Source organism: Microbacterium sp. Be9 (assembly GCF_011754135.1).
Taxonomy (GTDB): domain Bacteria; phylum Actinomycetota; class Actinomycetes; order Actinomycetales; family Microbacteriaceae; genus Microbacterium; species Microbacterium maritypicum_A.
Genome location: NZ_WNWT01000006.1, coordinates 1,317,010 through 1,342,284, shown reverse-complemented (window position 1 = coordinate 1,342,284; position 25,275 = coordinate 1,317,010). Strand labels below are relative to the sequence as shown.

Genomic DNA, 25,275 nt, shown 5'->3' with positions numbered 1-25,275 from the left:
TCAGTGGTGGAAGGCCGACTGCGGCTTCTCGATCGGCATCGGCGACTCGAGCGCGTCGAGGTACGCGACCTCGGTCTCGATCGCCTGCAGCAGTTCGATCGCGAGGTCCATGCTCAGCCCGTTGCGGACGACGATGCGCTGCACCGTGATCTGCTCGAGGTCGGCGGGCATCGGATAGGCGGGGATCAACCAGCCCTTCATCCGCAACCGGTCCTGCAGATGGTAGAGAGTCCAGTTCTTCGTGTGCCCGTCCTTGAGGCGCCAGGCGAACACCGGGATGTCGCTGCCGTCGTTCCAGAGTTCGAACGCGTCGAGCTTCGCGATCCCCGCGGAGAGGTACTTCGCGACGTCCTGCGAGGCCTGCTGCACGGCCCGGTATCCCTCGAATCCCAAGCGCAGGAACAGGTAGTACTGCAACACCACCTGGGCGCCGGGCCTCGAGAAGTTCAGCGCGAAGGTCGGCATCTCCCCACCGAGGTAACTGACCTGGAACACCAGGTCCTCCGGCAGCCACTGGGCGTCACGCCAGACCACCCACCCGAGCCCCGGGTACACGAGACCGTACTTGTGACCCGAGGTGCTGATCGAGTGCACGCGCTCGAGACGGAAGTCCCAGACCAGATCCGGCTGCAGGAACGGCGCGATCATCGCGCCGGAGGCACCGTCGACATGGATCGGGATGTCGAGGCCGGTGTTCTTCTGGATCTCGTCCAACGCCGCGGCGATCTCGGCGACGGGTTCGTACATGCCGGTGTAGGTGACACCCATGATGGCGACGACGCCGATCGTGTTCTCATCGACGTACTTCGCCAGGTCATGCCCGTCGAGCGTCTTGTGCTCCGCACTGATCGGCACGTAGCGGGGCTCGACGTCGAAGTAGTTGCAGAACTTCTCCCAGCACACCTGCACGGCGGAGGACATCACGAGGTTCGGCGTCGAGGTGTCCTTGCCCGCTGCACGCCTGGCCTGCTGCCACCGCCGCTTGAAGGCGAGACCGCCCAGCATGCACGCCTCGGACGAGCCGATCGTCGAGGTGCCGATGCTCTTCTCCGCATCGGGCGCGTTCCACAGGTTCGCCAGCATGTGCCAGCAGTTGTCCTCGATCGCCGCCGTCTGCGGATATTCGTCCTTGTCGATCATGTTCTTGTCGAACGACGCCGCGTACACCTGCTTCGCATCGTCATCCATCCAGGTGCTCACGAACGTCGCGAGGTTCAGCCGCGCGTTCCCGTCGAGGATCGTCTCGTCCTCCACGATCTGCTTCGCCGTGTCCGGAAGCGACTCACCGGCAGGGATGACATGACGTGCGGCGCCGGTAGCTTCAGCCGGCCTCGCGAACATCGGTGTTGCCGGGCTGGAGGTCTCGTGATCAGTCATGTCGTCTCCTTGCTTGCGTGCATCGCGGCGGCACATGGAACCGACGTGCAAAATCGGTTAACCGCCACCTGGGTCGATGGAAACAAGGTAAGACGTCCTCAGGGGATCACGCAAGCCTGTACGACGAAGGCGAGGCGGAAACCGCCACCGAAGGCAGCTCGAGAAGGAGGTCAGCAGGGGTCTCGCCGCTTACGAGCTCGGCCATGGCCTTCACCGCGAGGGAGCCGTTCCGGAACGGATCGGTGGCGAAATAGTCCACGCCATGCTGCGCAGCGAGCCCGCCGGGATCACCGACCGTCGTCACACGCAACTGACCGGGCACATCGAGCCCAGCCCGTTCGGCCGCTCGGAGGATGGCTGCGCTGAATGACTCGTTCATGCAGTGCACCACCGTGGGCGGCAGTGCGCCCGAGAGCATCCTCGTGGCAGCGTCGTCCAGCGACTCCCCCGGCTCCAACGCCCCTCCCCGCGGCGTGATCCCCCGCCGCGCACACCAGCGCTGAAACCCGGCGATGGCATCGTTGGTGAAGTGATCCAGTCGCGCCCCGACGAAGATCGCAGGCCGGACTTCTTCGTCACCATCTGCGATTGTGTCGAGGTAAGCCGGAAGCGCATCCCGTATGCCCAGCCGAATCTGCTGGATGCGAGCCGTCGGACGCTCGTCGTATCCGCCGACGGCGACGACCGGTCGACCGAGACTCAGCGCGCGCTCCACCACGGGGTCGCTGGGCATGGGGTCGACCACGATGATCCCGTCATACGAGAGCGTGGTCGTGATCTGACCGTCGACCCCCGCGCGGCCTGCCGTGACCGCCAAACCCATCGCGCCGGCCTCCAACGCCGCCCCCGCGAGGATGTTCCGGAAGCACGGCATGAACGAGGCTTCCGTGACGCGCGGATCGCGGAAGCTCGCCACGACCGCGATCACGTTCGTCCGCCCGAGTCGCAGTGCCTGACCCGTCTGATTCGGCTGGTAGCCGAGCCGGTCGCCGATCGCCTTCACACGGGCGCGCGTGCGCTCGGACACTCTCCCTCGCCCGTTGTAGACGTGCGAGACGGTGGCCGCCGAGACACCTGCGGCGAGAGCGACGTCCCTGATGCGAACGCGTTGTGCGGAAGGTTCGGGCATCCCCTCAGCATAATCGTTTAATCACGGTCTGGTGCCGCTTCTGTCACGCAGTGACGCAGCCCGGCGCCGCCGCGCCACGCGCGTGCCGAGCACACGAACGAAGGGCGACGACCGCGCCCGGCCTCGTGGGCGCAGTGGGCCACGATCCCGCACCCGTGCATGGATGAGCGAAGGGATTCGACGATGCAGAGAGGGCCTCGGGATCGAATGATCCCGAGGCCCTCTCACCCGCTGGTGATCCGGCTGCGCCCGAAGCTCGGGCGTCCTCCCTGACTTCTGTGCCGCGTCGACCAATCCGGCGCAGATCTGCCGCAGTTGGCTCAAGTCCCGACTGAAGTCGGGCTGTCCGTCGCCACCACCGTTGCGTCGTAGAAGTTGGCACAGTCTTGGACCCCCGGAATATCAAGGGTTCCGCGTGTCTTGCTTCGCTCTCCTAGGCGCACTTCCCGAAAGCGCACCGGTGGGGGGGGGGGGGGGGGGGNNCGGTACCCCCCCCCCCCCCCCCCCCCTCGCCAGCAAGACAATCAGTGCTTGGTGTCTCTCCCGGAAGGTTCGTTCCCCGGGTAGACCGTGTCGGCGTCTCGAATCCTCCCGCCAGGACGATGGACGTGGACATGACCTTCGCCCGCATCAGACACTTGGGCCTTCGCCCGTGTCTCCGCTTCTCTCTGCGTCGGTTCCGGGTCAGTCGCCCGATGGTGTGGTTCGTGATTGTCGATCCTCGACGAGATATTCGATGCCGCGCCGAAGGAGCGGCGCAAAATACTGCCGAGCGAACTCTCGTTGCATGACGCCGTGGAGGGGTGGGACGCGCCTCTCCACGGCATCCTGAGCCGGTACTTAGATCAGTTCAGTCGAAGAATGCCATTCCAGGCGACTGTCCCAGGGGCCCAGGACCCACCGTAATCAGCGCTGCGCGCGTTCAGCGCCACGTTGCCGGAGATTGTCCCACCGCCTACTTTTGTGAAGTACTTCCACGTGTATCCCTGGCCGGGATCGAACTGTATCGAGTTGGACACCTGCGCCCCAGAGCCGTTCCGAAGACCGAACCGCATGTACTGATCCGCAGCACCCCAGTTATGGTGCCAATCACTCAGCTGGAACATCGGGTTTGCAATTCCCGTGTTGTAGCGAAAAGTGCTGTACTGAACGAGATGTCCAGCCGCGCTGATACCGCTGTCGTTGAGGTAGTAGTCGGGCATGGTTTTCCTTTCAAGGGAGCGGCTACGCTCGAGATCTCACTGCGCGGACGATGTTCGAGTAGTCGCCGAAGATCGCTGGTGCGATGAGGTGGTCGAACCAACTGACCGGCGCCTGATGGTCATTGAACTTCTTGAAGATTTCCGTGTCGGGCACCATCGCTGCGAGGGTGAGCAAACCGCTTGTCTTGCGGCGGTCACCGTCTAGGTGAGCCCGGACAATAGCCCGCTCGATACCATCGATCCACAGCAGAAGCGCGGCGACCTCTCCCGCACCTTGCTGGTACAGGACGGCTCTGCCCTCCCCACCTCTGGGTGCGTCTACCGGGAATACGAAGCCGTCGAACACCGCTAGAGGGAAATTATCCACAGCGGTTCGATACTCCCAGTTGTGAGCGGCGTACGAGAGAAACTCGCTGGCCCCAACGCGAGGGATCTCGGCGAGAGAAGTCTCAGACGATGTCACCGGCGTTGCGCGCGATTTCTCGTGAGACCGGATCGGACAGGAACTCGGCGATGGATGTTCGCCGGAGGGAATCAAAGTCGCCGTTCTTCGCCGGTTGAACGGCCGTTGCAACGAAGACGTTCTCGTAGTCCTCGACGCAACTCCTTCCGACGTTGGAGATATAGCCGCTCTCGAGCGAGTCGAGGTGCGCCCGCGCCCCTTCGGCATCCCCACGATTGTGAGCGGCGTACGCGGCTGTCGCCATCGCGCCCGCCCAGAACAGGAATGCCTCGGCTCCGCCGGAGCCTACGCGCCAACGAACATCCACCTCTCCGGGAGGATTCGAAGCGAGCGACTTGGTCCGGAAGACATACCCTCTAGGGAGCGTCAGCGGGAATACCGCAACCGCAGCTTCGTATTCAGCATGAACCCCCGACAGGTCTGTCGTCGCTGCCTCGTGCGAGGAAGGGAAAGCCCTCAGATACGCATCCGCAGATGACGTACCGGGTGCAGAAGTCCCGCTCGGCACGCGCGACGTCGTCGATGAAGCAGCGGCTCCAGTAGCCGCGGGACCAAGGACTACGAGGCCCGCAGCGATTGCGGATCCGGTGAGGAGCTGTCTCCTTGAAACTTTGAGGTCTTTCTCTCGCATTAGAGTTCCTGTCGTAGCTCTGGCCAGATCGCAACTCCGCCTAGCTCCCGGGGCGGGAATGGCGATGCGAACAGCTCTCCTCCTCGAATAGTGGACCGAATTCGCAGCGAGGTCAAGAGCTTTTATGTACACCAATGCGGAACGGCAGTGTTGCGCCCGACAGCGACACACATACGCGCCCCGAGGCAGGCCTTGTGTGGTCCGGTGTCGCGGGATGTGGTTCGCGACGGAGCAGAATATGTCGAGCTGTGCCGGCGGCCGAGAACGGCACGCGGATCACGCAGTAGCGGCACACACAACACCTCGACGCGGATCGTTACCGCGTTGCGCTTCTGAGGCCTGATGCTACTACTCGGGACGAGTCCTAGCGTCGGGTACTGTGCACACCGTGCGAGAATCCGAAGTCGTGTCGTAGGACGTCAGCGCTAAATCCTGCGCCCGGCTCGCCGGACTACGAATCTATGGCAGCAGTTCATTCAGCTTGCTCATTCTCCCATTGCGCGCACAGCCCGCTGTCTCCGGCGAACCTCATGTTCTCGCTCCAGTCGCTGCTCCGCAGACCGGGAATGTCCCACTCCGTCGTATCCTCGTCGAGGATGGCGAGCATCGCGTCCGCAGCGACGCGGTCGCCTCCCAGCGCGTGTTCCCACGCCGCTCGGATGGTGAAGCATCCCCACAGGTACCGAGCAACGTCCGCTCCGTCCTCCCCCCAGCCGTCCTCCGGGGCCTCTGCTGGGAAACTGAAGCCAGCCGGGAGCGTGTAGGGGAATCCCTGCACTGCAGCCTTGTATTGCGACTGACGATCCATCGCTGGGGATGGGGATGCGGACGGAACCTCGGTTGTTGCGACGGTAGGAGACGGCTCAGGACTGTCTTCGCTGCGTTCGGGGACGTTCGTGCATCCGACGAGGCTTGCACACAGCGCAAGAACGATCAGAGGGAATGCTACTTTCCTAATCTCTGCCTCCGGGATTTTCGATAGGTGTTTCACGCACACTGAGCGCTTAATGTAGCACGCTCGCCGTGCACTCAGAGCGGCTGGCAGCGTAGACTCGCGCTTCGCGGAGCTCCCTACATTGTGCCAGTGAAGTGTTGCGGCACGCGCTCTCACCGGTGACGCTGCACTTGTCGGTAGAGTCGCTCTCGCGAGCGTATGAGGGCTGCCAGTTAGTCTTTTCCAGACCTTTCCGCCAGTTGCGTCTGGCCCACGCGTTCCCCCGAACGGAACCCTAGGGTGCCGAGCACAGTCACCCGCGCCGTGGTGACTCGGGACGCCCTGTCCTGGGTTCAGTCCCGTCCCGCCGACGACTACGGGCTCTCGGCGGGACGGTCCCTGTGCATCATCCTCTATGGAATCGGATTTTTAGCGTCAACCGATGCGACGTGCTCCAGGTTCGGATGCCGAAGCGCCCTCGTCAATGGGGTGGGACTCGCACTGACGTCCTAGCGGAATGACTCTTCCCACTTGCAGATCGTCAGGTACTGACTCATCCGGTTGCGGCCGTAGACGAGAGCACTGTCGCCGGTGCCGTTGTATCGGACGCATGTTCGCATGATTTGGCTGGGGGTCATCGTTCGCGTCTGATTAGGTTCGATACCCATATCGATGTTGGCCTCCATCATCATCACGAACATCGCCGACCGGAGGTTGTACTCGGCGTTCTGCAGCGCTTTCCACATGGTCCACATGTCTTGCCAGACGTTAAAGTCATAGGTGCGCTCGCTGATGAGGCCCTTGAATACCGCGAAGTTGTGCGCTTTGATCGCGGTCTTGGCGAAGATCTGACACAGACCCGTAGATGAGTCTCGGAACTCGCTGGTCGGATCCTCCGGAGCCCCCATCTCTAGAGCGAGGTAGTACGCCTCCACTAGCAGGTCTTTCCCTCTATCCTCGGCGTTGATACAGAGGCTCTCGTGAACGAAGGGGGTAAGAATCAGAGCCTTGTAGCAATCGAACTGGGCTGCGAGCGCCGTGATGTATGCGTCGTGCTGCCAGACCTCAGCTTTGACTCGCGACTGGTTCCCCGCTGTCACCGCTTGATCCTCCGCATTGCGGTGCTCGTACGTATCGCGGTACATCTCGGCCCACATGTCGTCGTAATCCTGGGATTGAATGAGCGGGTCATCCCCTTGTCCCCACACCGGAGTGAGGTAGTTGAAACCACCGTCGCGCCCCGACACGATGTTCTTGTCGATCTCCACCGCGCCGAGCCCGCTGCCTTCCCATCGCGTCTGAATCTGGTCGAAGGCCCAGTTCGACGGCAGCACTTGCGCGCGGTTACTCCCGTAGCCGATGGACATGTCCGACACGAACGCGCTGACAACGAGACCCGCAGCGTTGAGCTGATGGCAGACTCGGCGGGGCGCGTAGACGCCGACGCGATAGTTCAATCCCATCCGCCCGAGGGTCTCTGGGATGGCCGCGAAGTACGGGACGACGAACTCAGTCACCTCGGCTTCTGTTGCGTCGAAGTCGACTGAGAAGTAGATGATCGTGTTCTCAGGAATTCGGTAAGCCCAGCACGCAGCAGCTGCCTCCTCACCGACTTCCTTACCTCGCCTGGCCGTGAAATGCCCAACCTGTCCCCCTCCGGTCTGGAACAGCGGAAACACGCGTCCGCCAGCGTTGAAGATCCGCTGGAGCTCGCCGTTCTGGATGCACTTGTCGAGCTGGTTGTCAGGGGTATTGGTCAGGTAGCGCCCGAAATAGCTGTAACCAGCCGACATCAGCGCCGTCAAGCGCGGCGATGTCAGTGTGGTCACACAGTCCGCACCGGTGCCCGCTCGATCCGCATCACCGGTGCTCACGAGCAGAGAGCCCCATGTCTGTACATTCGCGCCGCCCGTTGCGGGCAGTTTGACGAACTGTTGGAAGGCGGTGGTCTTGCTTGCTGTGCCAGCCCCGTAGTTGCCATCGAAGGAGACGTCGTATCCGTTGAAGATCAGTGCAGCCTGGAAGAGATGGACGAAGTACTTGCTGGAATCGACGGACCCGTTGGAGAGGTTGGCCTGGGCCTGGAGCCGCGCCTTCGTTGTAGGGCCAAAGTTACCGTTGGCGACTCCGTCCTCAAGACCGAGTTCGTACTGAATCCCGTACAGCAACGCCGTCTGCACGTCGCCTGTGTATCGGCCGTCGGTGGGCACGGCGTAGAAGTCGCGGCGGTTGAGGTATCGCCCGTTCAGCGCCTGCTGGATCGTACGCACCGCGGCTCGTCCACCACCCACGAGTTTGAACGCGTCCATGTTCAACAGAGCTTTAAACACCTTCGGTTCGATGTCGCCGTTCCCAGGTGCGAGGCCGATGTCTTGGCGAAAGCTTTTCATGCCGGCTACGGCGGTCGCATCCCATACTCCGCCGAGCTCGCCATCTCCGCCCGGGTATCCCTTGCAGTACATCCCGCCCTGCGCGATACGGATGATGTTCTTCTTGGTCGATGAGTTGCTGATGGGCGACACGGCGCTCAACGCTGTGAGCGTTGTCGGCCCGAAACTATCGGATCGGTTGGTGATGCCAAGCTCGTACTGGAGCGCGCGCACCAACGCCGTCACCGTCTGCCACCCAGTGAAGCCGTCCTCAGTCACCGGCCCGATGTCGGGAGTCGCTGGACGTCCTGAGTATGTCGCGTTGATCCACTCTTGAGTGTTCTTGACGTATGGATCCATTCGTTCCTCCGGTTGTGTTGGCATGGATGAGAGCTCTGCACAACCGCGCGAAAAATCGCCGACGGCTGATACAGATCGGCGACTCTGTACCGAATGAGTACACCATAGAGTGCGGTTGGGCGTTGAGCTGGCAGTTCCGATCAGAATCTCAGCTTTCGAGAACGAATGTCCCCCAAACGGAGGACGCCGTGCTGGGAGATGGACCAAGAGCGTGTTGATTTAGAGAAATCCCGATTAGTCTGGAGCCCCGTGGAGCTCAAGACGTCGGGTAGCGGTCTTCTCGTTGCCTCGCACGGCTCCCATCCTCGAACAGTCAGGGAAACCATGAGCACGTCCGCCGTCTCCAGGTTGATGTCCGTCGCGGCGGTAGGCGCTCTCCTAGTTTCGTTGACCGCATGCACCGAACCCGCACGAACCTCTGAGGAACGCGCTCGCGACATCGCTGAAGAGTGGGTCGCAGCGAGCAATAGGGGGGACGAGGATTCAGCGCAGAGCTTGGCTTGTGGCGGCGCCATGCTTGGAAGCGTTAACTCCGACACTGCAGGCGCCGAGAGCTACACACTCGCAATAGAGTCTGTGGGAGACGGCGACTTTGCCGTGACCGTGACGCAGTCCTACAGCGACTACCCAGATCTCGTTTCGAATTTAATGGTGCGAACAAACGAATCCACGACCTGCATTGCGTGGGTGCGGTAACTCGTAGCCGCTGAAGGCGCCGCGCACCGTTCATCTAGGTTCTTCCTCGACCTCGCCGAGTGACGAGGAACGTATGGCGAGGATACGCGCGAGGTCGGGCACTGTCCGGAGCCTTCTATACGGTCGCTCCACGAAGCACACCAGAAGCCGAAGTACCTGACGACAGTTCTCCTCGAGGAACCCGAAGATTCAAATCATGATGACCCTCGCTCTCGGAGAGGAGATTCTCTGCGACGCCGAATACTTCGGATACGGCGTCGACTACTACGATCCAGACGGAAGCGGCGGCAAGCGCATTGGAGCCCGGTTCGGGGACGGCGGAGTTACTGCGTCCATCTTCGAGTGGTCCAGTGCTACGAAGGCGAACGCGGGAAACGTCGTGCGAGTCGATGATGGCCTGGTGATCATCTATCCGGATGTTAGCTTCGGCGTGATGAGGTGGGTTCGATTCCCGCGTTCGCGCATGTAAACGAAGATGAGGTGCAGACGGATCACGAGGTGACCGTCGTACGCTCTCGACCTTCTGCGTAACGAACGTTCAGAGCACAGGGACTATGCCGCCGGAGAGCGCAGAGCGCCCTGGCGCCGTCGCTGCACTCGCCTGCGGCCCCTTACGGCTCCTGGAACAAGTTGTCGGTGAGAACGATGCCTCGCGCCCGCAGTTCCCTCACGTCGATGTCACTGCTCCCGCCGTCCCGCGATGAGATCCTGAATCGTTCCCCCATGAAGCCGGCCTGTCCCCAGTCCTCGATGATGAGCGCGTCGTTACCCCACTGCGCGTCGACGAATGCCCCGATCCTCTCCGAAGCATTCGCTGCGCTCGGCGCGTCAACGAGGGGCCGCACTACGACCGCACTCTCTCCATCGGTAAGTCGCCATGCCTCAACGCGGTAAGCATGTCCTCCGATTGTGGCCACAGTAGGGCCGTCAATGAGCGTCGGGGTCAACTCGTCAGGCGCGAGTTCTGGGCGTACAGTGAGATTGGAATCAGTGAAGGTCACATATTCACACTAGTGCGCTCACAGAGTGATTCCTGCACGAAGGCCATCGCCGATGCGCTCCACCACACAACGCGAGCAGTGCTCGCGCATCAGCTGCACGGCGAGGCGACGCGGGAGCTCCGGCTGATGTTCGAGCCAGAGGTGGAGTCCGAGGCGACGGGTTTCGACGATGTCTCGGATCATCCGAAATCGCCGAGGCGTCTTCGAGGAGGGTCGCATCCAGGACCAGCGCTCGGACGCCTCGACCCGCACGGCCCCTTGCCCGCACTCGGGCCTCAGCATGGAAGGCGTCGAGCGCCACCAGCTGAGCGCCGACTTCGTTTCCACGCACATCGGTGAGGTCGGCGTCCGCGTGAGACGCCGCGACGAGCAGCGTCGACACCTGCTGCGCCGTGCCGGCGAAATGGGGACTCTCGTCATGGGTAGGGGCGACGCAGCAGATGGGACGGATATCCGCGCGAGGTACTTCGAGGTGTGCCATGTGAACTCCAATGTGAGGCGACCATCCTCTACCCTGCGGCGAACCGGTCGGCCCGACGGTGAGGATGGCACCGTTCGATATGTGGCACAGTCACTTTTGGAGTGACCTCCACTAGTCTTTCCCTGAGTGCACACAGTGGTGCACAGAATTGGGGATGCACTATGCCGAACTACATCGTGAACAGAAACGCTCAATCGAACGGCGACCACGAGGTCCATGACGAGGCGTCGACCCGCGGTTGCCTACCGAATTGGGACAACCGCGTATCGCTTGGCTACTTCTCCTCGTGTTCCGGTGCAGTCGCTGAGGCGAAGCGCCTCGGCTACACTCGCGCGAACGGTTGTGCTATCTGCGCGAGTGCCTGCCATACGAGCTAGGACACCGCACCGCAACGGACAGACAAGAGCGTGGGGCGCCGCCGGAAGCGACGTCCCACGCTCTTGCGCGTTGGCGCGTGTGCGCCGCTTCGGTCGCACACGCCTATCGATAGGGCTAGCCCTGACCGATGTGCCAATGTGGGAGCAGGGCCGCCTCGGCGTCCCAACCATCCTTCGTCGTCACCTCACGTCGCACCAGCTCAGCAAGAATGCTGGGCATGACCTTCTCGCGGATGACGGAGTGCGGGAGCTCGTCCGCCGCGCGCCATCCTGCGCCACCTCGAAGGTGATCCCACTCCCCGAGCCTTGTGCTCTCCACCGTCGCTGCGATCTCGTCCGAGGTCAACCAGATTGGGGCGGAGGCGAGCGGAGGTTCTGTTCGCCACACATCGAGCTTCGACCCAGCCGGCACCTGGTCGGCCACAATCGCGCGCACCACGACGACTCGGTCAGAGATGTTTCTCAGGTAGGGCGTCCATACGGATTCGATCTGAGCCGTGAAGAAAGCCGACAGCGCGAGTTGTGCTCGTCGAGCCTTGGCTTGGTACCGCCGCCTGATCTGAGAAGCGACCATGACATCGTCGATGCCCTTCAGCTGGTCATCGAGAGTGGGTAGCGAAACCTCGACACGAAACGGCTTCTCCTCATACAGCGCGACGACGATTGCTTGGACAACATCAGCGAGTTCATCCTCCGAAGCTATGAGCGCAAGCTCACCGTCGAGCTCGAAATCGAACTGCTCACCCTGCGGCTCTGGTTCTTCTGCAGAGGCGGCCGACTGGCGAAGTTGTTCAATCGCCGGCTCGATGACCGCGTCGAAGTGCGCTTTGATGTCGTCGGCGAGGTCAGGTAGACCCCGAACAGCCCGCAGTGTTTCGCCCGCGGCCTGCGACATAGCGGCTCGATTCGCCTCCGCGTTCGTCGAGTACCACTGCGAGATCAGGTAGGCGATGGCCTCGGACACAGCGGTGACGTACGCCTGCACGTCATCCGAAGACGAATTCAGAACGCGCCGGTCGTCGGCAACGATCATTGCGTCCGCCAGACGCGCCACCGCTTCGGCCCCGATGAGGCCTTCACTCATGACGGGCCGCGCGGGATCTGTGGCCAGACGCACGTAGGTGCGCGAAAGCATGCTTTCCGCCCACTCGCGGTCCGCCTGGCCAACGGCAACGAACTCTGCGGAGGCGTGGTCGGAGATCTGGCTCTTCGCCGTTCGCACCAGCGTGTCGATGCTCTTGCGGCCAAGTCCTGTGAGGTCGCCGATTGCGTCCGCGAGATCCGATGCGCCGATAAGGCGGAGAGCGACTTTCGTGAGCGCGACGGGGATGTTGGGGGATGATTTTCCAGGCAATGCTTCGGCCAAGTTCTTCTCCTTCTTGTAGGATGCTCAATCTATCGACAGCTGTCCGCGCTTCAGCTACGCGGCATAGCCCGGGTGCGCGACGAGAAGCGTACAACACAGAGATAGTGCTCTATCGCCATAGAGTCGCGGTAGTGTGACGAATCGTCTCGCGCAGATCATGGTGAAGTTCTCGCCCAAGCCCACAGCGCGGAGCGATTCATGCTCCTCGGTTAGAGAAGGTCGCGGACGGACCCGTGCCGATGCGGGCGCGGGTGCAGGCTCATGCCGCCACTCACGTCTAGCACTGCCCCGGTCGTGCGATTGGCGCGTTCAGAGACGAGGAAGCTCACCGCGTCCGCTATCGCTGAGGGCGTGGCGACACCGCCCAGCATCGACAAGGAGCTCATGTAGGCGACGGCGGTCTCGTTTGAGAAAGCCGGGTGCCCGTTATCGGTGAATCCCGGCATGACCGCATTGACGCGGATCCCTGCTGGCGCCAGCGCCTCTGCCATGTTCCGAGTGAGGGATTCGAGAGCAGACTTCGTCATCGCGTACACGATGTCGCTTGCGCTGGCGATGTGCGCGCTCGCCGACGAGATGTTGACGATGCTGCTGCCCGCGGCCATGTCGCGGGACAAGGACTGGGCGAGGAAGAACGGCGCTTTCGTGTTGATCGTTACGAACTCGTCGAACTCGTCCGGCGTCGCATCAACGAACGACGGTCCGAGCATCCGGGCGGCGTTGTTGACGAGAATTGCCACCTGAAGCCCCGACTGAGAGGCTCGAGAGCGAACTGCGTCGATGAGCGCCTCAAGCCCCGCAGAGGTCGCCAGGTCCGCTTCGACGACCTCGCCACCCGCGGGGGAAGCCGCGAGAACAGTTTCGAGTTGCGAAGCCTGCCCCCTGCCGCTCCGGAACTGTCCGACCACATAGAAACCATCTGCGCTCAGCGTTCTCGCGATCTCCGCGCCGATGCCCCCTGAGGCTCCCGTGACCACTGCCAGTCTCTCGGTCAATGCTTGCCCTCTCGTAGATCAAGTACGCCCGTGACTTTCGCGGAGCGTGCGCCACGCTGCGTGACCTCAGCCTGAAATCTCCCGCTCTGCGCGACGTTGAGCCGCAACAACGGAGCCGGCTCCACATCGGTGTACCGGTAGAACGCGAGCTTGAGCTCCCGAACACCCGCCGACGGGAAGTTCTCGACAGCCACTCTCTCAACATCGGCGAGCACCTGCATCGCCGTGAGGTGGTCCGACGGATGATCCGAGATCAGCGGGTCACGACCGTCGACCACGAGGGCACCTGCATACCTGGAGTCGGACGTCGTCGGTCGCTTCTCTGACGGCACCGATTCGGGCGGCAATCGACGCACGCGGTCGTAGACCCCCTGAGGGATCAGCGACGCTCGCGCAGTCCCCACGGCCAAAAGACCGGAGGGCACTTCGATGGAAAAGTGCTGCGAAAGAGATCTAGGCCGACCTCGGGCGCCCGTCGCGACGATGTGTGCTCGGACAGTGCCCGCGTTCCGTGGCTCGTCTGCGACGGTCGCTCGTGTCACGAACTTCAACGCAATGCGGTCGAGCACGAATACAGTGTTGCGGGGTACTCCCAGTTGCCGGTGGGCTTGCAGAATGCCGATCTGACGCTGCACCTCAATGAGGTCGACGAATCGGAGCCTCACCCCACGAGGGGGCACCTCGAAACGCGAGCGCATCGAACGCGGCGACTCGTGAACCGCGTCCTGCAACCAGACGTTCTCCGGTCTTCTCTTGTGCACCTCGTCGGGGGAAATACCCTCGACGTTCGAACCCTCCCTGCCAGGCGCAGGGTCGGAACCCGGGGGTGGGAGTAACTCTGTTGATCCAGCGACCATCGCCGGTCAGGCGCTCATGCGGACAGGACCGCTCTGAGGGTGGGAATGAGGCGCTCAACTCTTCGAGGTAGCGAAGCCCAGCGGTCCTCGAGCCCGGCGAGGACTTGCGAGCCGACGAACACGGTGTTGAAGAGTTCAGCGTAGAGGTCGACATCGGCGTCACCGCGGATCGAGCCGTCTCCGATGCCGCGCGATATGAGCGACCGCGCGATTCGCACCCATTCCATGTAGGGCTCACTAGCTTCGGGGTTCACCTCCGACGATGGTTGTCCGGCGAGGTGGATTCCCGCTTGTACGATCTCGTCACGAGAGATGAGATCTCCGAGATTGGTCATCAGGCTCAGCAGGATCTGTAGCCCAGATCCTGCCTCTTCTTCGGTGCGCACCAGGACGGCAGTCATTCGCGCTTGCTGTTCGTCGAGGACAGCTCTTGCAAGGTCGGCTTTGCTGCGGAAATGGAAGTAAAGAGCGCCTTCGCTAGCGCCAGACTCATCCGCCACATCGCGGTAGCGAGCTTCGGCATAGGTGACACGCGCGAACACGCGGGCTGCACCTGTCAAGATCGCTTCTCGCGTGTCAATCGACCGCTGTTGCTGGAGGCGCGGCATCCTGCTTGGGCACATGACGTCGCTCCCCTCGGCCGACACGTAATCGTCGATGCGCGCTCAGTCTAACGGCGCACACGCGGAGCGCGACAGTTCCAGGTATGGGTGCGGACATAGTGAACGGCTTGAACTCGGCTTCACCGTCCCTCTGCTCGACGCGGGAGACTCTGCGAGAGTGCATGGTTCGGTGGCACCGGGCGCCGAGCGCTTCGAGCCTCGCTCGTCGCGAACAGAGCCCGCCGCAGAGGGAAGTCCGTCCCGAACAGATTGATTTCTTGAAAATTCAAGTCGGGCACATTGCTTTTGTATTCAGTCGAAATACTCACCGGAATGGGGAATTGTTTGCTTATCCTGGATCGTGAGCGCGGGACCCGAACCCGCGCTCTCCCCGGACCCTGACGAGGAGCGAAATGTCTAAGCGAGTGACGGTCGAACTGTTGGACGATCTCGATGGCACACCTATCACGGACGGTGCTGGGGGTACTGTGCAGTTTGCGCTGGAGGGGCGTGAGTACGAACTCGACCTCAGCGCCGAGAACTTGGAGAAGCTGAAGGAGGCTGTCGCCCCGTTCGTGGGGGTGGCCCGCTCCTCGCAGAGTGCGCGCTCCTCATCCGGGGTTCCGCGACGCCGAAAGTCGACCACTGAACTGGCGGAGATCCGTGAATGGGCGCGTGCTCAAGGGATCACGGTCAGCGACTACGGACGCGTGCCGACCGAAGTTCGTGCGGCATACATCGCGAGCAAGTCCAAGCGCTGACGTTTTTCAACCCTCGAGAGCCGACAGCGACTGCTGAACCGGCATAACATTCGGGGAACCTTCCGCGCCCGACAGGAAGGCAACGCCTACGCTGTCCGGCATGACGGGGATCCAGCAGCGCGCTCTGCTCATCGGATACAGCGATGCAGGCGACTACGAGTACGGCGAGAAGTGCATACCCTTCGATGGTGCGCACTACCATCCGTTCATCGTGGAAGAGCGAGCGGACGGGCTGTTCCAACTGTGGCAGCTCGACGAGGGTTATGCCGCGAGCGGCCGCGCTGTCTACCGGCCGAAGGAGTCCGCGAGTCTGTCGAAACTCATAGACGCCGGTTTTGGTGATGTGCCTCGCTTTCGGATCCCACCCGCGACCGACTGACCGAATGCGGCTCCCCCGGTGGTGGTGCGCTACGTCGTCCATAGCCTCCACGAATCGGGAGTGAAGTCGCGCCACACGCTCACCCTGTCTGCACGCGGAAGCATCCACTTGCGCTTCCACCAGGCAGCGAGATCGTCGACAGGAGACGACACCCACTCCAAGTGCGGTTCTTCTCCCCTCAACCATTCCAGGCTGTTGCGCGCGAGGGGCGCGAGGAAGACCTCCCGCTGGACACCATGCATCCGGAACCGGGATGAGCTCAAGCCAACTGCGGAGAGCCCGCGTTGGATGACCTCCCGTCGATTGCGGAATCCGGTCCCCCAGTTTGCATGGCGGTGGGTTACGTCGCCCTCCCCCATCTCGCGACGAGCTGCCTCAGCCAGCAGGTCGTAGACCTCGCCTGAGAAGTGGAAATCTCCTGTCCCTTGCGTGAACCCCACGGTGCGGAGCGCCAAGGAACCGTCGGAGTCCCGCACCCTGTTGTACACGGAACTTCTCCCGAGTGCTGAAGCCGTCGTCACCAACGCGAGAGAAGCCTCCGGATCACGCCGAGAGATGAGAGTCTCCCTGTTGCCGTACCTCTCATCGAACACCGCACGCAGTTCATCGCTGCGGAGAAGAAGAGCAGCGAGCTTGCCACCGAGCAGGGCATTGTATGGCGGGATTGCGCCAAGGACGAAGGCATCCATGACGGATGTCAGCCGGCTCTTGCGTTGCTCGGCTGACCACCCGATAGCACGGTCGCGGACGCCGAGGGAGTAGACCGGATCTGCCAGTCCGATGAGCCCCATCACCGCGTCGTCATGACCTTCATCGAGGATCAGTGCACGTATCCGACGCCCGTACCCGCCGGAGACAGGAATAGACCAGTGCAGCGATAGCCATCGCCACAGCAGCGCATCACGGCCTCTGCCCGGCGGGAGGACAACCAGGCGTGGAGACACCTTCGCTGGGTCGATGGCACCTCCGTGGGCGAGGCGCCGGATGAACGTCGGCTCATGCCTCTCCAATGCACCTCGTGCTCGCTCCCGTTGCGTTGCGACAGCCAGGTCATGCAGAGAACGGACGCTGGCCTTATCTCCGACTGGTGCGAGGAGACCCTTGTCGTCGAGGAGCTTGAAGCCTTGTCCAGCAAGGCTAGAGAGGATGCGCTCACGGAGTTCCGATTCGACCGAGGCGTTCGCGCCCGGCACGACGCGAATGTCCGGGGATGCGCGTAGCGCGTTGGTCTGCACGCTTCCCTTTCCTCTCGGGGTGTCCCTGCTTGCGTTTATCGTACGGTTCACAGCCCATACATGCGCGGTCGGCACGGTTGCTCGCGACAACCATGCCTGCAACGTCCTCGTCACGCGTCCTGCGGCTACCGAGATCCAGTGTTCACTCTAGTTCTCGGCACCTCCGCGCCTCGACGCCGGCTATTCGAACATGACCGTCGTGCGAGTTACTCCCGGACGATGCCCGAGCGGACTCCGCTACTTCCGCGCGCCCGGATCATCGAGGAATGTGGGGGTTGAACACTGACCCCGGCGCGGGGACTCCTCCTCCTCCTCCTGGCTACGGTCGCGGTAACTCGATGGCTTGCATCGACCGGGGACGTGTTCTCCGCGACGCTCTCTCACCGTCTACCCTGCGGCGACTCCGGGGTGATCTCGGCCAGATTCTCCAGAAAATCTCGATGTCACGGTCGCACCAAGCTCGCTGCCAAGCCAGAACGGCTCGTTTGGCCAGTCGAGAGTAGGTCTGGTGCTCCATCTGCCAAGGTGACCAAGTGCAGGGTGTAGCCCTGTAGAGGATTTAGAGGTGAGTAGGGCCCCCTTTACTACTTACTTACTTTTGATCTCTCATATGAACTACCTACTACTTGGCAACCTTGCCACCGGCCCCCGATCCCTCGAAAACACTGGGGAAACTCCAGCCAAGGTCACCTTGGCCGACAGTTGGCATTTTCGTCATCGACCACGAATGCCGGCGTGAAACCGTTTCGTGACGGCGGCGCGCATACGGGCTTCGTGGGACCCCGTGGCACCTGCCGCAGGGTACTCAGAGACAGCGAATCACAACCGGCTCACAGACTGACAGGAGACGCCATGCGTGCACTCGACGCACAGGCTAGGCGCACTGGGACAGCGACAAGCCATTCCTGCTACGTTGTCCGTCCGTTCCGATGCTCGCCTATGCCAGGAGGAATCTGACCCCTATAACTTGAAGCCCAACGTCAATCATGTCGAAGCTGGCGGCTCAGTACCTCGGCGTTCGCGTCGCGGATGGTGAGTTCGGCGTTGACGTGCATCGCCACGCGAGCTCCGTGGGCGATAGCTTCACTCACCTGCTGTGCGGACTGTGCGACGTACCAGCGCTCAATATGTGCACGTACAGCTGCCGATCAGCCGGATCGGGGTCACCGCGATGAACAGCAGCCTTCACTCCCTCACAGACGGTTCGGTACATCCGCGCATACTGCGAGAATCGACGGATGAGAACTGCAGTGCTGCTGGGGGCCGGGGCTTCCTTCGATGCGGGGTTGAAGACCACCTTTGGCCTCGCACAAGAAGTCGTCAGGCGTTTCAACGCGCGAGACTCCAGACTCCCGCCCGGAGTGCGCGAAGCTCTGAACTTCGTGTACAGCGAGATGGTCGCCCATCGGGGTCGACACGGCGACAGCCCGCTTGAGGCGGTGAACACCGAGCGGTTGATCTCGGCGGTCCGGCTCCTCAAGAACCGCGACGAGCACGAAGCGGATCCTTTCGTCGCGTCGTGGAAGTCTGCGCCCGGCATCTTCAGTGCAACAGCATCCGCCGGCGTTCCCGATCTGCGTCGCGCGCTCTACGACGCCCAGTACTCGGAGGGCGCAGGAATCGACCCCGAACGATTGGCGCTCGCGATCCGGCAGATCGCGTCAGATCGTCACGACCACATCTTCGACCAACTGGAAGAGCACCTTCTCAAAACTGTCTCGAGCATCCTTGCGGCGCACGGGGACGTCGGCTATCTCCGACCGCTGATCGACCTTGCACATCACCAAGACGGCGTAGACATCGCAACACTGAACTACGATCTCACCCTCGAAGCGGCCGCGGCGGAGTTGTCAGCTCCCGTGCATCGCCGTATCGACCAATGGGTCCCAGGCACGCAGATGACGTTCGAGTCTGAGGCTGGTCACATGAATCTCTTCAAGCTGCACGGATCTCTCGACTGGCAGTATGTATCCGCGGAAACCCAGCTTGATGAGTGGTCAGAGGCCCACGACGCGGACTCGCCTTTCCCATTCGTTGCGGGTCCATCCGTGCGGGTGTCGCCGCATGGACCCGTAGATCGCCCCGCCATCATCATCGGCGACCGTGAGAAGCTCAACGGCGAAGGACCGACACTCGCGCTCATCGCGAGCTTCGAACGCGCCTTGTCACGGGCGACACATCTGGCGGTCGTGGGCTACTCGTTCACCGATGTACACGTCAACGCGCTTGTCCGCACCTGGGTGAACGCAGATCCGACTCGGACCATATCGGTCATTGACCCGGGTTGGCCATCGCGACAGGAAGTGGATGGCTTCCGACGGGTCCTGATCGATGCCCTCCGGCCTGAGCGTGTCCGCGCCGAAAGTGCGCCTCCCCGCCTGGATGTGATCTTCCAAGGGGCGAAGGACGCTCTACCGACAGCCCTCGACGGCATCCGGCCACGCCCCGTGCATCCCGTCACCCTCGAGATTGTACGCGGCGAGACCGGCCCCGAGCTCAGGGCGGCTAACGACTACGCACTGCTTCAGAAGGTGACGCTCTACCCGCCTTTCGCCACCCCTGACGAGCCCAATGTCGTCGAGGTTCAGATCGGTAAAACCGCGTGGGGCGGTCCATTCGCCATTGGGGCGATGCTCGCCGATGAGCATCGCACGGCCCCCATCTCAGGCGACCTCGCCGCCGGCGATGAGTTCACCGTCACCGTGGAAGCGCGAGACCACCAAGACTGGTGGAGCTACGCGGTGGCACTCCAGTGGCCAGCCGACGAAACCAGCTGAGAATCCTCGCGACAGGACCATGGCCACAGCTTTCATCGAAGGCACCGACGCACTCTCGCCGGCGGATTTCACCGCCTGGGATCGGCTCCACCGAGAGTTCGCAGGCGACCCGGACGAGCATCGCGCAGCGCAGGTACTCTGCCGTTTGACGGGCGGGGCCCCTGAACTGTGGGACAGGGATGGGCGTCACAACGCCGTGGACATTCTTCTGACGTTGCCAGGTGGAACGCTCGCGGCCGTCGAAGTCTCCTCTACCTTCGACCGGATCCTGCGACGAGATATGCACAACAGTGATCGCTTCGCGGCAGAAATTGTCTCTCGCTACAGGGGCGCGGATCACTGGGTGCTTCACCTTCATCCGGGTTGGGAGGTACCGGCAGCCCGCCAAAGACGCACACTCGCGGCGGCGGTCGCTAAGGAGCTAGAACAGCGAGAGCCGGACGGTGCATACGGCAATCTCGCCAGCGCCAACTGGGTCTTTGCGTGGCGCGACGACACTCAGCCCGCGGGCGTCGAGATTCGCGGGTGGGACTCGAGGGTGCCACCAACCTCGATGAGCGCGTCCGCGGAACTCTCCCGCTTTCTGGACGGCGAGGCGATGCGAGGAAAGCGCAAGAAGCTGGTGACGGGTGCGCACAGCACCGGCGGGCGCTACAAGTACCTCTACATCCTCACCACCCCAACCGGCGGCAACGCTCACATCGGTACGGCGACCATATGGGAACTCTCGGATGGCACCTTCAGCCTACCGACCGATATCGACGAACTGTGGCTCGACGGGCTGAATGGAACCGTCCGGCGATTCGTGCAGGCACAGGAGCTGTGGACCGAGTATTCGGTGTAAGTCACCCGTTGTGCGGACGCGAGGTGAGCGAAGCTGAGACACTTGGGGGCGCGGCCATCCCGCCTCGAACATGCAACGTGGTGGAAGCCGCGTGCGACAGCCATCACCGGGACAGCTCGCAGAGAACTGTCACCACACTCCATGGAGCAACGGCGCATGACCGCAGTACTACTATCCGTAAAGCCACAGTTCGCCCGTCGTCTGCTCTCCGGAAAGAAGACTGCGGAGGTTCGTCGTCGCTTCCCGACGCTCCCCCCTGGCACGGTCGTTTATCTGTACGCCAGCAGTCCCCTGCGGGCCGTGATCGGCGTGCTCAAGATCCATCGAGTGCACACAGGGACCCCGCAATGGCTCTGGCCGACATTCGGCAAGCAGCTCGACATCTCGGAAAAGTACTTCCACGAGTACCTCGCGGGCAGGGACTCCGCTGCCGTCATCGAACTGCAGATCGCTGAACGATGGGAGCGGCCGGTGGCGCTCGACGACCTGCGAAAGGGCTTGGGGGTGCACGCTCCGCAGAGCTACCGCTACCTGAGCTCTGAACTCGAGCAAGCACTCCGTCGTCTGTCCGCGGCTGCGTGAAGCAGCGTCGTCGCCGCTTCTGCACAACGATTCCTCCCGTTCGTCGATACTGTCTGAACAGAACAGGTCCGTCACAGTTTCGGCGCACTTACCCGCTGACACGTACCTCTACCGGCATAATGTGCATTGGACTGGGGACGACATCACCCCGCTTACGAGAGGGGCAGTATGTCCGGTCATGGGGGACCGCGGCTTGACGCGGAAACTATCGCGCTGATGACTTCGACCGATGCCTTCGAAGATAAGACCTTCGAGGCGGGACACACATACACCGCTGAGGAATTCGTTGCGCGCGGCGACACAGGCTTCGTATGGCGGGTGAAGGACCGTTACGGGCGCGAGCGAGCGGCGAAGTTCACTCCCATCGAGTTCACCGACGAATCTGATCCCCGGCGCGAGTTCGATCTTCGACAAGCGCTGCCCTCCCCGCTGTTCACCCGCGCGGAAGACGTCGACATATGGACGCACGAGGCCACCGGCAAGCGATTCCAGGTCATCGTCGAAGAGTGGGTGGCGGACGCACTCACCCTCGAAGACTTCGTCCAGCTTCATTCCGACCGTATTGACATGAACACCGTCGTGGGGCTCGTGCGCCACCTGTCCAGCGCACTCGACGCGCTGGCCGCCAAGGGCCTGGCACACGACGACCTGCACTGGCGCAACATCCTGGTCCGCGATTCGCTGCCCGGCGAGGTGAACTACTCGCCCGCCGCGAACACGCTGCAACTCGTCATCGTTGACACGGGGAGCCTGAAACTCATCGAGAACACGCGCAAGCCGTGGACCGACTACAACCACGTCGCGCACCACCTCGCCCACATGCACAACGTGATGCACGCGCGACGAGATCTGACGGCCAGCGACCGGGAGTTCCTCGGCGAGCTTCGGGAGATCATGCCGATGCTCATCGAGGAGGATGCGAACCGCGGGATACGGACGGGCAAAGAACTGCGCGATGCCATCGACGAGGCGTTCGAACGGGTACGTTTCGGCGGCCCACGACGTACACGAGCGCTGACCAACCCCTTCGAGTTCATCAGCGCGGAACAAATCAGCAGCGACAGCCTTCTTCTCGACCTCTTCGCTCAAACCTCGTGGCTCGAACAGGTCACCTCTGGCGACGCCGTTCTTCTCACCGGACCGCGCGGCTGCGGGAAAAGTATGGTGCTGCGATGGATGAGCCTACGCGCTCACGCCGAGCAACGGGGCAAGGAGGTACCTCTGGACCTCCTCAACGTCGCCGGAATCTACGTCTCATGCACCGCGGACTTCCAGAATCGTTTCGCGGAGATTCAAACGCAGTCCGACCTTGAAGAGATGCGCCATGAGGTCATCCACTACTTCAACCTGATTCATGCACGCGAACTCGTGGCGACGCTGATGGCTATCGCTGCCCGCGACGACGCCGAAACGGTCTTCGGGTTGGGTGACTCGGCGGCTGCGTCCATCGCTGCGTTCTTCGCCGCGCACATCCACGAGCCGGATGGAGCATCGTTCGAGAACATGCCGCTGCGTTCATCCGCCAGCAGCCTCGAACGAGCCATCTTCGAGTCGCAGAAGCGCCTCCACACGCACGCAGCCCCCGAAACGCCCCTCACCTCCATCTCCTTCTTAGGAGACTTGACTTCGACACTCGTGCGAACAGCTCCCTTCTTCGACAAGCACCGCATCGCGTTCCTTCTCGACGATTTCAGCCTCCACAGGTTGTCGGAGCATGTTCAGAGAGCCTTGATCCCTATCGTGTGGGAGCGACGCTCCAGCCACATGTTCAAGGTCAGCAGCGAGAAGCACGGCATCGTTGACGACTACCAAGGCGGTGAACTCACCATCGACCTCACGCGCGAACGAATCGAGGTCGACGCGGGATCCGAATTCGTCTCCGCCACGTCAGAACGCAACCTCGAGTTCGCAACTCAGTTGCTCGCCAACAGACTTAGAGCCGCGGAATGGTCCGGTACCCCCGACGAGCTCATCGGTGGCTCGCCGTCGATGAGGGCCATCGCGGACAAGCTCGCTGATCCCGCGCAGAGCAACGATGGGACGTACTACGGAATGGGCACCATCGCCAACCTCTGTTCCGGCGATGTGGCGACGCTACTGTATGTCTTCAGGCATGTCCTCGCCGGCAGCACAAGCTCGTCGAAAGCTCAGGTACCGACGAAGCAACAGCATAAGGCCATCATCGGAGTGAGCCGGGAGATGCTGCAGTCATTGATGCATCATCGGCCGCTTGGGAAGCAGTTGCACACGCACAGCGAGGCCTTCGGGCACTTCGCCCGCCAAGTGCTCGTCGACACCGCGAAACAGAGCGGAGGCAAGGCTGTGCAGATCCCGCGCATCGAGGTCGACGGCGACAGCGCGGCACTTCAAACGTTGACCGCGGAGCAGCAGCGGCTGCGGAAAGAGCTTCTCCGCAGGGCCGTGTACATCGCCATCCAGCCCGGCCGTAGCCGGCATGACATGGTGACGACGACACGGTGGCACTTGCGGCGCATCTTCCTTCCGGCATTCCTCGCAGGGCTCGGTAAGGACGAAGCGGTGAAGGCGACCGCCTCTGAGTTCGGTGATTTTCTCGACCGGCCCCACGACTTTCTCGACGACTGGCGCAAGCGGCGGCGCACGCATGACGAACCCGCCGAACAGCTCGACATCTGGGGGGAACAACAATGAGAATCACAGCCGTCTCCTACGACCGCGTGGCCGAGACACTACCCGACGTCCAGGAACTCGAAGCTGATCTTCGCGATTACGACGTGCTCATCTGCGCCGCAGGGTTTGAAGACCGCGCCACGCACATCACTGAGCGCGTCCGCATGAGCAGCGCGTCCATCGCGACCGCCATCATCCTCGACTACGACAGCAACACCGAGGACAACGCGCGCAAGCGAGACGAGCTCGTGACTCTGGTGACCGACTCCGCGAACGCGGTACACATCATCAACGACCGGGGCACGGAAGCCGATTTCGACAGTCGACTGCAGACCCTTCTTCCCTCAAACGCCCGCATTCTCTTCGATGTGAGCGCGAGTAGCGGGACTTATCTTCTCCGCGTCATGCGGGCACTCTTCGGGCATGCGCGAAGTCATGCGGTCGATGTGGACATCGCCTACGCATCCGCGCTCGACTACAAGCCGTCGCACGAGGAAGCGGAGGCACTCATTAAGAGGCTCGACGATGGCGAAGCCACCGAGGGGACAACGCTCGGCCTCGACTTCGATGCCGATGAGAACGCGCACGTCATCGCTCCCGGCGACGTGCGTCTGGAGCCCGTCTCCGAGAGTGCAGTTGTCATCTGCGGATTCAACGCCGACAGAGTTGCCGCGTCACTGGACAAGATCGACACGTCGTTCAACATCGATAAGAACCACCCCGACGTCAAGTTCATCAGTGGGCACCCGCCGCGCGCCCGCGACGAGTGGCGCTACGGCGTGATGAACCGGATCAACGGCCATCGCCCGTCGCAGAAGGCTTCGACGTTGCACTATCAGGAGACGCTCCGGCACTTGGAGGCTGCCTACGCTGCCACGGAGCCACGGAGCCGCCTCACAGTATTGCCTTTCGGCTCGAAGATGCAGTCCATCGCCGTCGCACTGTTCGCCGAAGCACATTCCGATGTGCGCGTGCAGATGCTCCCTCCCGTCAGCTACGGAGGCGCCGGGTACTCCCACGGAGTGGGCGAGACCTACCTCCTCTCCCTCGGTGACCTCGGGCGCCTCAGCCGCACGGTCAGATCCATCAACGCGCTGTGCATCGAGGAGGACGAAGACAAGCGTCCGCGCACAACAGCGGTAACGTTGACCGACCCGCTGGGAGGGGTGATCTGATGTCGTTTTTCTCTGTTCTCGACGCCGCAAAGG

The 25,275-nt window shown here is 62.4% G+C and carries 22 protein-coding genes; 8 read left to right on the top strand and 14 right to left on the bottom strand.

The window, feature by feature from the left end; translation table 11 throughout:
- The 7 genes from GLO27_RS17580 to GLO27_RS17545 form a co-directional block, all read right to left on the bottom strand.
- Entirely contained in the window at positions 1-1,377 is a 1,377-nt protein-coding gene (locus GLO27_RS17580; protein ID WP_021199953.1) for a glutamate decarboxylase, read from the bottom strand.
- Positions 1,378-1,483: 106 nt separating this feature from the next.
- Positions 1,484-2,506: a LacI family DNA-binding transcriptional regulator gene (locus GLO27_RS17575; protein ID WP_167256050.1), complete on the bottom strand. Its 1,023-nt coding sequence runs from the start codon at positions 2,504-2,506 to the stop codon at positions 1,484-1,486.
- Between the two features lie 845 nt (positions 2,507-3,351).
- A complete protein-coding gene (locus GLO27_RS17565; RefSeq protein ID WP_167256046.1) occupies positions 3,352-3,708 on the bottom strand; it encodes a hypothetical protein in 357 nt (118 codons plus the stop codon).
- A 22-nt stretch (positions 3,709-3,730) separates the two neighbouring features.
- Positions 3,731-4,075: a hypothetical protein gene (locus tag GLO27_RS17560; RefSeq protein ID WP_167256043.1), complete on the bottom strand. Its 345-nt coding sequence runs from the start codon at positions 4,073-4,075 to the stop codon at positions 3,731-3,733.
- A gap of 82 nt (positions 4,076-4,157) precedes the next feature.
- On the bottom strand, positions 4,158-4,415 hold the full coding sequence (locus GLO27_RS19645; protein WP_208323820.1) for a hypothetical protein: 258 nt from the start codon (positions 4,413-4,415) through the stop codon (positions 4,158-4,160).
- Between the two features lie 859 nt (positions 4,416-5,274).
- Positions 5,275-5,610 carry a hypothetical protein gene (locus tag GLO27_RS19640; RefSeq protein ID WP_208323819.1) on the bottom strand — a complete coding sequence of 112 codons (336 nt, stop codon included), beginning with the start codon at positions 5,608-5,610 and terminating at the stop codon, positions 5,275-5,277.
- Positions 5,611-6,245: 635 nt separating this feature from the next.
- A complete protein-coding gene (locus GLO27_RS17545; RefSeq protein ID WP_167256037.1) occupies positions 6,246-8,465 on the bottom strand; it encodes a glycoside hydrolase domain-containing protein in 2,220 nt (739 codons plus the stop codon).
- An 892-nt stretch (positions 8,466-9,357) separates the two neighbouring features.
- On the opposite strand from GLO27_RS17545, the gene GLO27_RS17540 reads away from it, so the two are divergent.
- Positions 9,358-9,630 carry a hypothetical protein gene (locus GLO27_RS17540; RefSeq protein WP_167256036.1) on the top strand — a complete coding sequence of 91 codons (273 nt, stop codon included), beginning with the start codon at positions 9,358-9,360 and terminating at the stop codon, positions 9,628-9,630.
- Positions 9,631-9,772: 142 nt separating this feature from the next.
- On the opposite strand, the gene GLO27_RS17535 is transcribed toward GLO27_RS17540, so the two are convergent.
- From GLO27_RS17535 to GLO27_RS17510, 6 genes are all read right to left on the bottom strand, one after another.
- Entirely contained in the window at positions 9,773-10,162 is a 390-nt protein-coding gene (locus tag GLO27_RS17535; RefSeq protein WP_167256034.1) for a hypothetical protein, read from the bottom strand.
- Positions 10,163-10,180: 18 nt separating this feature from the next.
- Positions 10,181-10,345, bottom strand: coding sequence for a hypothetical protein (locus tag GLO27_RS17530; protein WP_167256032.1), 165 nt, complete (start codon positions 10,343-10,345; stop codon positions 10,181-10,183).
- Between the two features lie 790 nt (positions 10,346-11,135).
- On the bottom strand, positions 11,136-12,386 hold the full coding sequence (locus tag GLO27_RS17525; protein ID WP_167256030.1) for a hypothetical protein: 1,251 nt from the start codon (positions 12,384-12,386) through the stop codon (positions 11,136-11,138).
- A 209-nt stretch (positions 12,387-12,595) separates the two neighbouring features.
- On the bottom strand, positions 12,596-13,363 hold the full coding sequence (locus tag GLO27_RS17520; RefSeq protein WP_347878414.1) for an SDR family oxidoreductase: 768 nt from the start codon (positions 13,361-13,363) through the stop codon (positions 12,596-12,598).
- Positions 13,364-13,377: 14 nt separating this feature from the next.
- The gene (locus GLO27_RS17515; RefSeq protein WP_167256026.1) at positions 13,378-14,238 is read right to left on the bottom strand and encodes an AfsA-related hotdog domain-containing protein; all 861 of its coding nucleotides are present in this window, start codon (positions 14,236-14,238) and stop codon (positions 13,378-13,380) included.
- Between the two features lie 14 nt (positions 14,239-14,252).
- Complete coding sequence (locus GLO27_RS17510; protein WP_167256024.1) at positions 14,253-14,798, bottom strand: TetR/AcrR family transcriptional regulator; 546 nt, start codon at positions 14,796-14,798, stop codon at positions 14,253-14,255.
- A gap of 455 nt (positions 14,799-15,253) precedes the next feature.
- Between GLO27_RS17510 and GLO27_RS17505 the strand changes: the two genes are divergently transcribed.
- Both GLO27_RS17505 and GLO27_RS17500 read left to right on the top strand, forming a co-directional pair.
- Entirely contained in the window at positions 15,254-15,601 is a 348-nt protein-coding gene (locus GLO27_RS17505; protein ID WP_167256022.1) for an Lsr2 family protein, read from the top strand.
- A 100-nt stretch (positions 15,602-15,701) separates the two neighbouring features.
- Positions 15,702-15,980, top strand: a complete 279-nt coding sequence (locus tag GLO27_RS17500; RefSeq protein WP_167256020.1) for a hypothetical protein — start codon at positions 15,702-15,704, stop codon at positions 15,978-15,980.
- Positions 15,981-16,009: 29 nt separating this feature from the next.
- Here the strand turns inward: GLO27_RS17500 and GLO27_RS17495 are convergent, their stop codons facing one another.
- A complete protein-coding gene (locus GLO27_RS17495) occupies positions 16,010-17,215 on the bottom strand; it encodes a Druantia anti-phage system protein DruA (RefSeq protein WP_208323818.1) in 1,206 nt (401 codons plus the stop codon).
- A gap of 1,238 nt (positions 17,216-18,453) precedes the next feature.
- Here GLO27_RS17495 and GLO27_RS17490 point away from each other — a divergent pair.
- The 5 genes from GLO27_RS17490 to GLO27_RS17470 all read left to right on the top strand — a co-directional run bounded on the left by GLO27_RS17490 (position 18,454) and on the right by GLO27_RS17470 (position 25,242).
- Complete coding sequence (locus GLO27_RS17490; RefSeq protein ID WP_167256018.1) at positions 18,454-19,992, top strand: SIR2 family protein; 1,539 nt, start codon at positions 18,454-18,456, stop codon at positions 19,990-19,992.
- Positions 19,993-20,011: 19 nt separating this feature from the next.
- A complete protein-coding gene (locus GLO27_RS17485; RefSeq protein ID WP_167256016.1) occupies positions 20,012-20,836 on the top strand; it encodes a hypothetical protein in 825 nt (274 codons plus the stop codon).
- Positions 20,837-20,992: 156 nt separating this feature from the next.
- A complete protein-coding gene (locus tag GLO27_RS17480) occupies positions 20,993-21,418 on the top strand; it encodes a hypothetical protein (RefSeq protein ID WP_167256014.1) in 426 nt (141 codons plus the stop codon).
- 216 nt (positions 21,419-21,634) lie between these two features.
- Positions 21,635-24,088 carry a protein kinase family protein gene (locus GLO27_RS17475; protein WP_167256012.1) on the top strand — a complete coding sequence of 818 codons (2,454 nt, stop codon included), beginning with the start codon at positions 21,635-21,637 and terminating at the stop codon, positions 24,086-24,088.
- Positions 24,085-25,242, top strand: coding sequence for a hypothetical protein (locus tag GLO27_RS17470; RefSeq protein ID WP_167256010.1), 1,158 nt, complete (start codon positions 24,085-24,087; stop codon positions 25,240-25,242). Before GLO27_RS17475 ends, GLO27_RS17470 begins: the two co-directional genes overlap by 4 nt.
- Positions 25,243-25,275 lie beyond the last annotated feature (33 nt).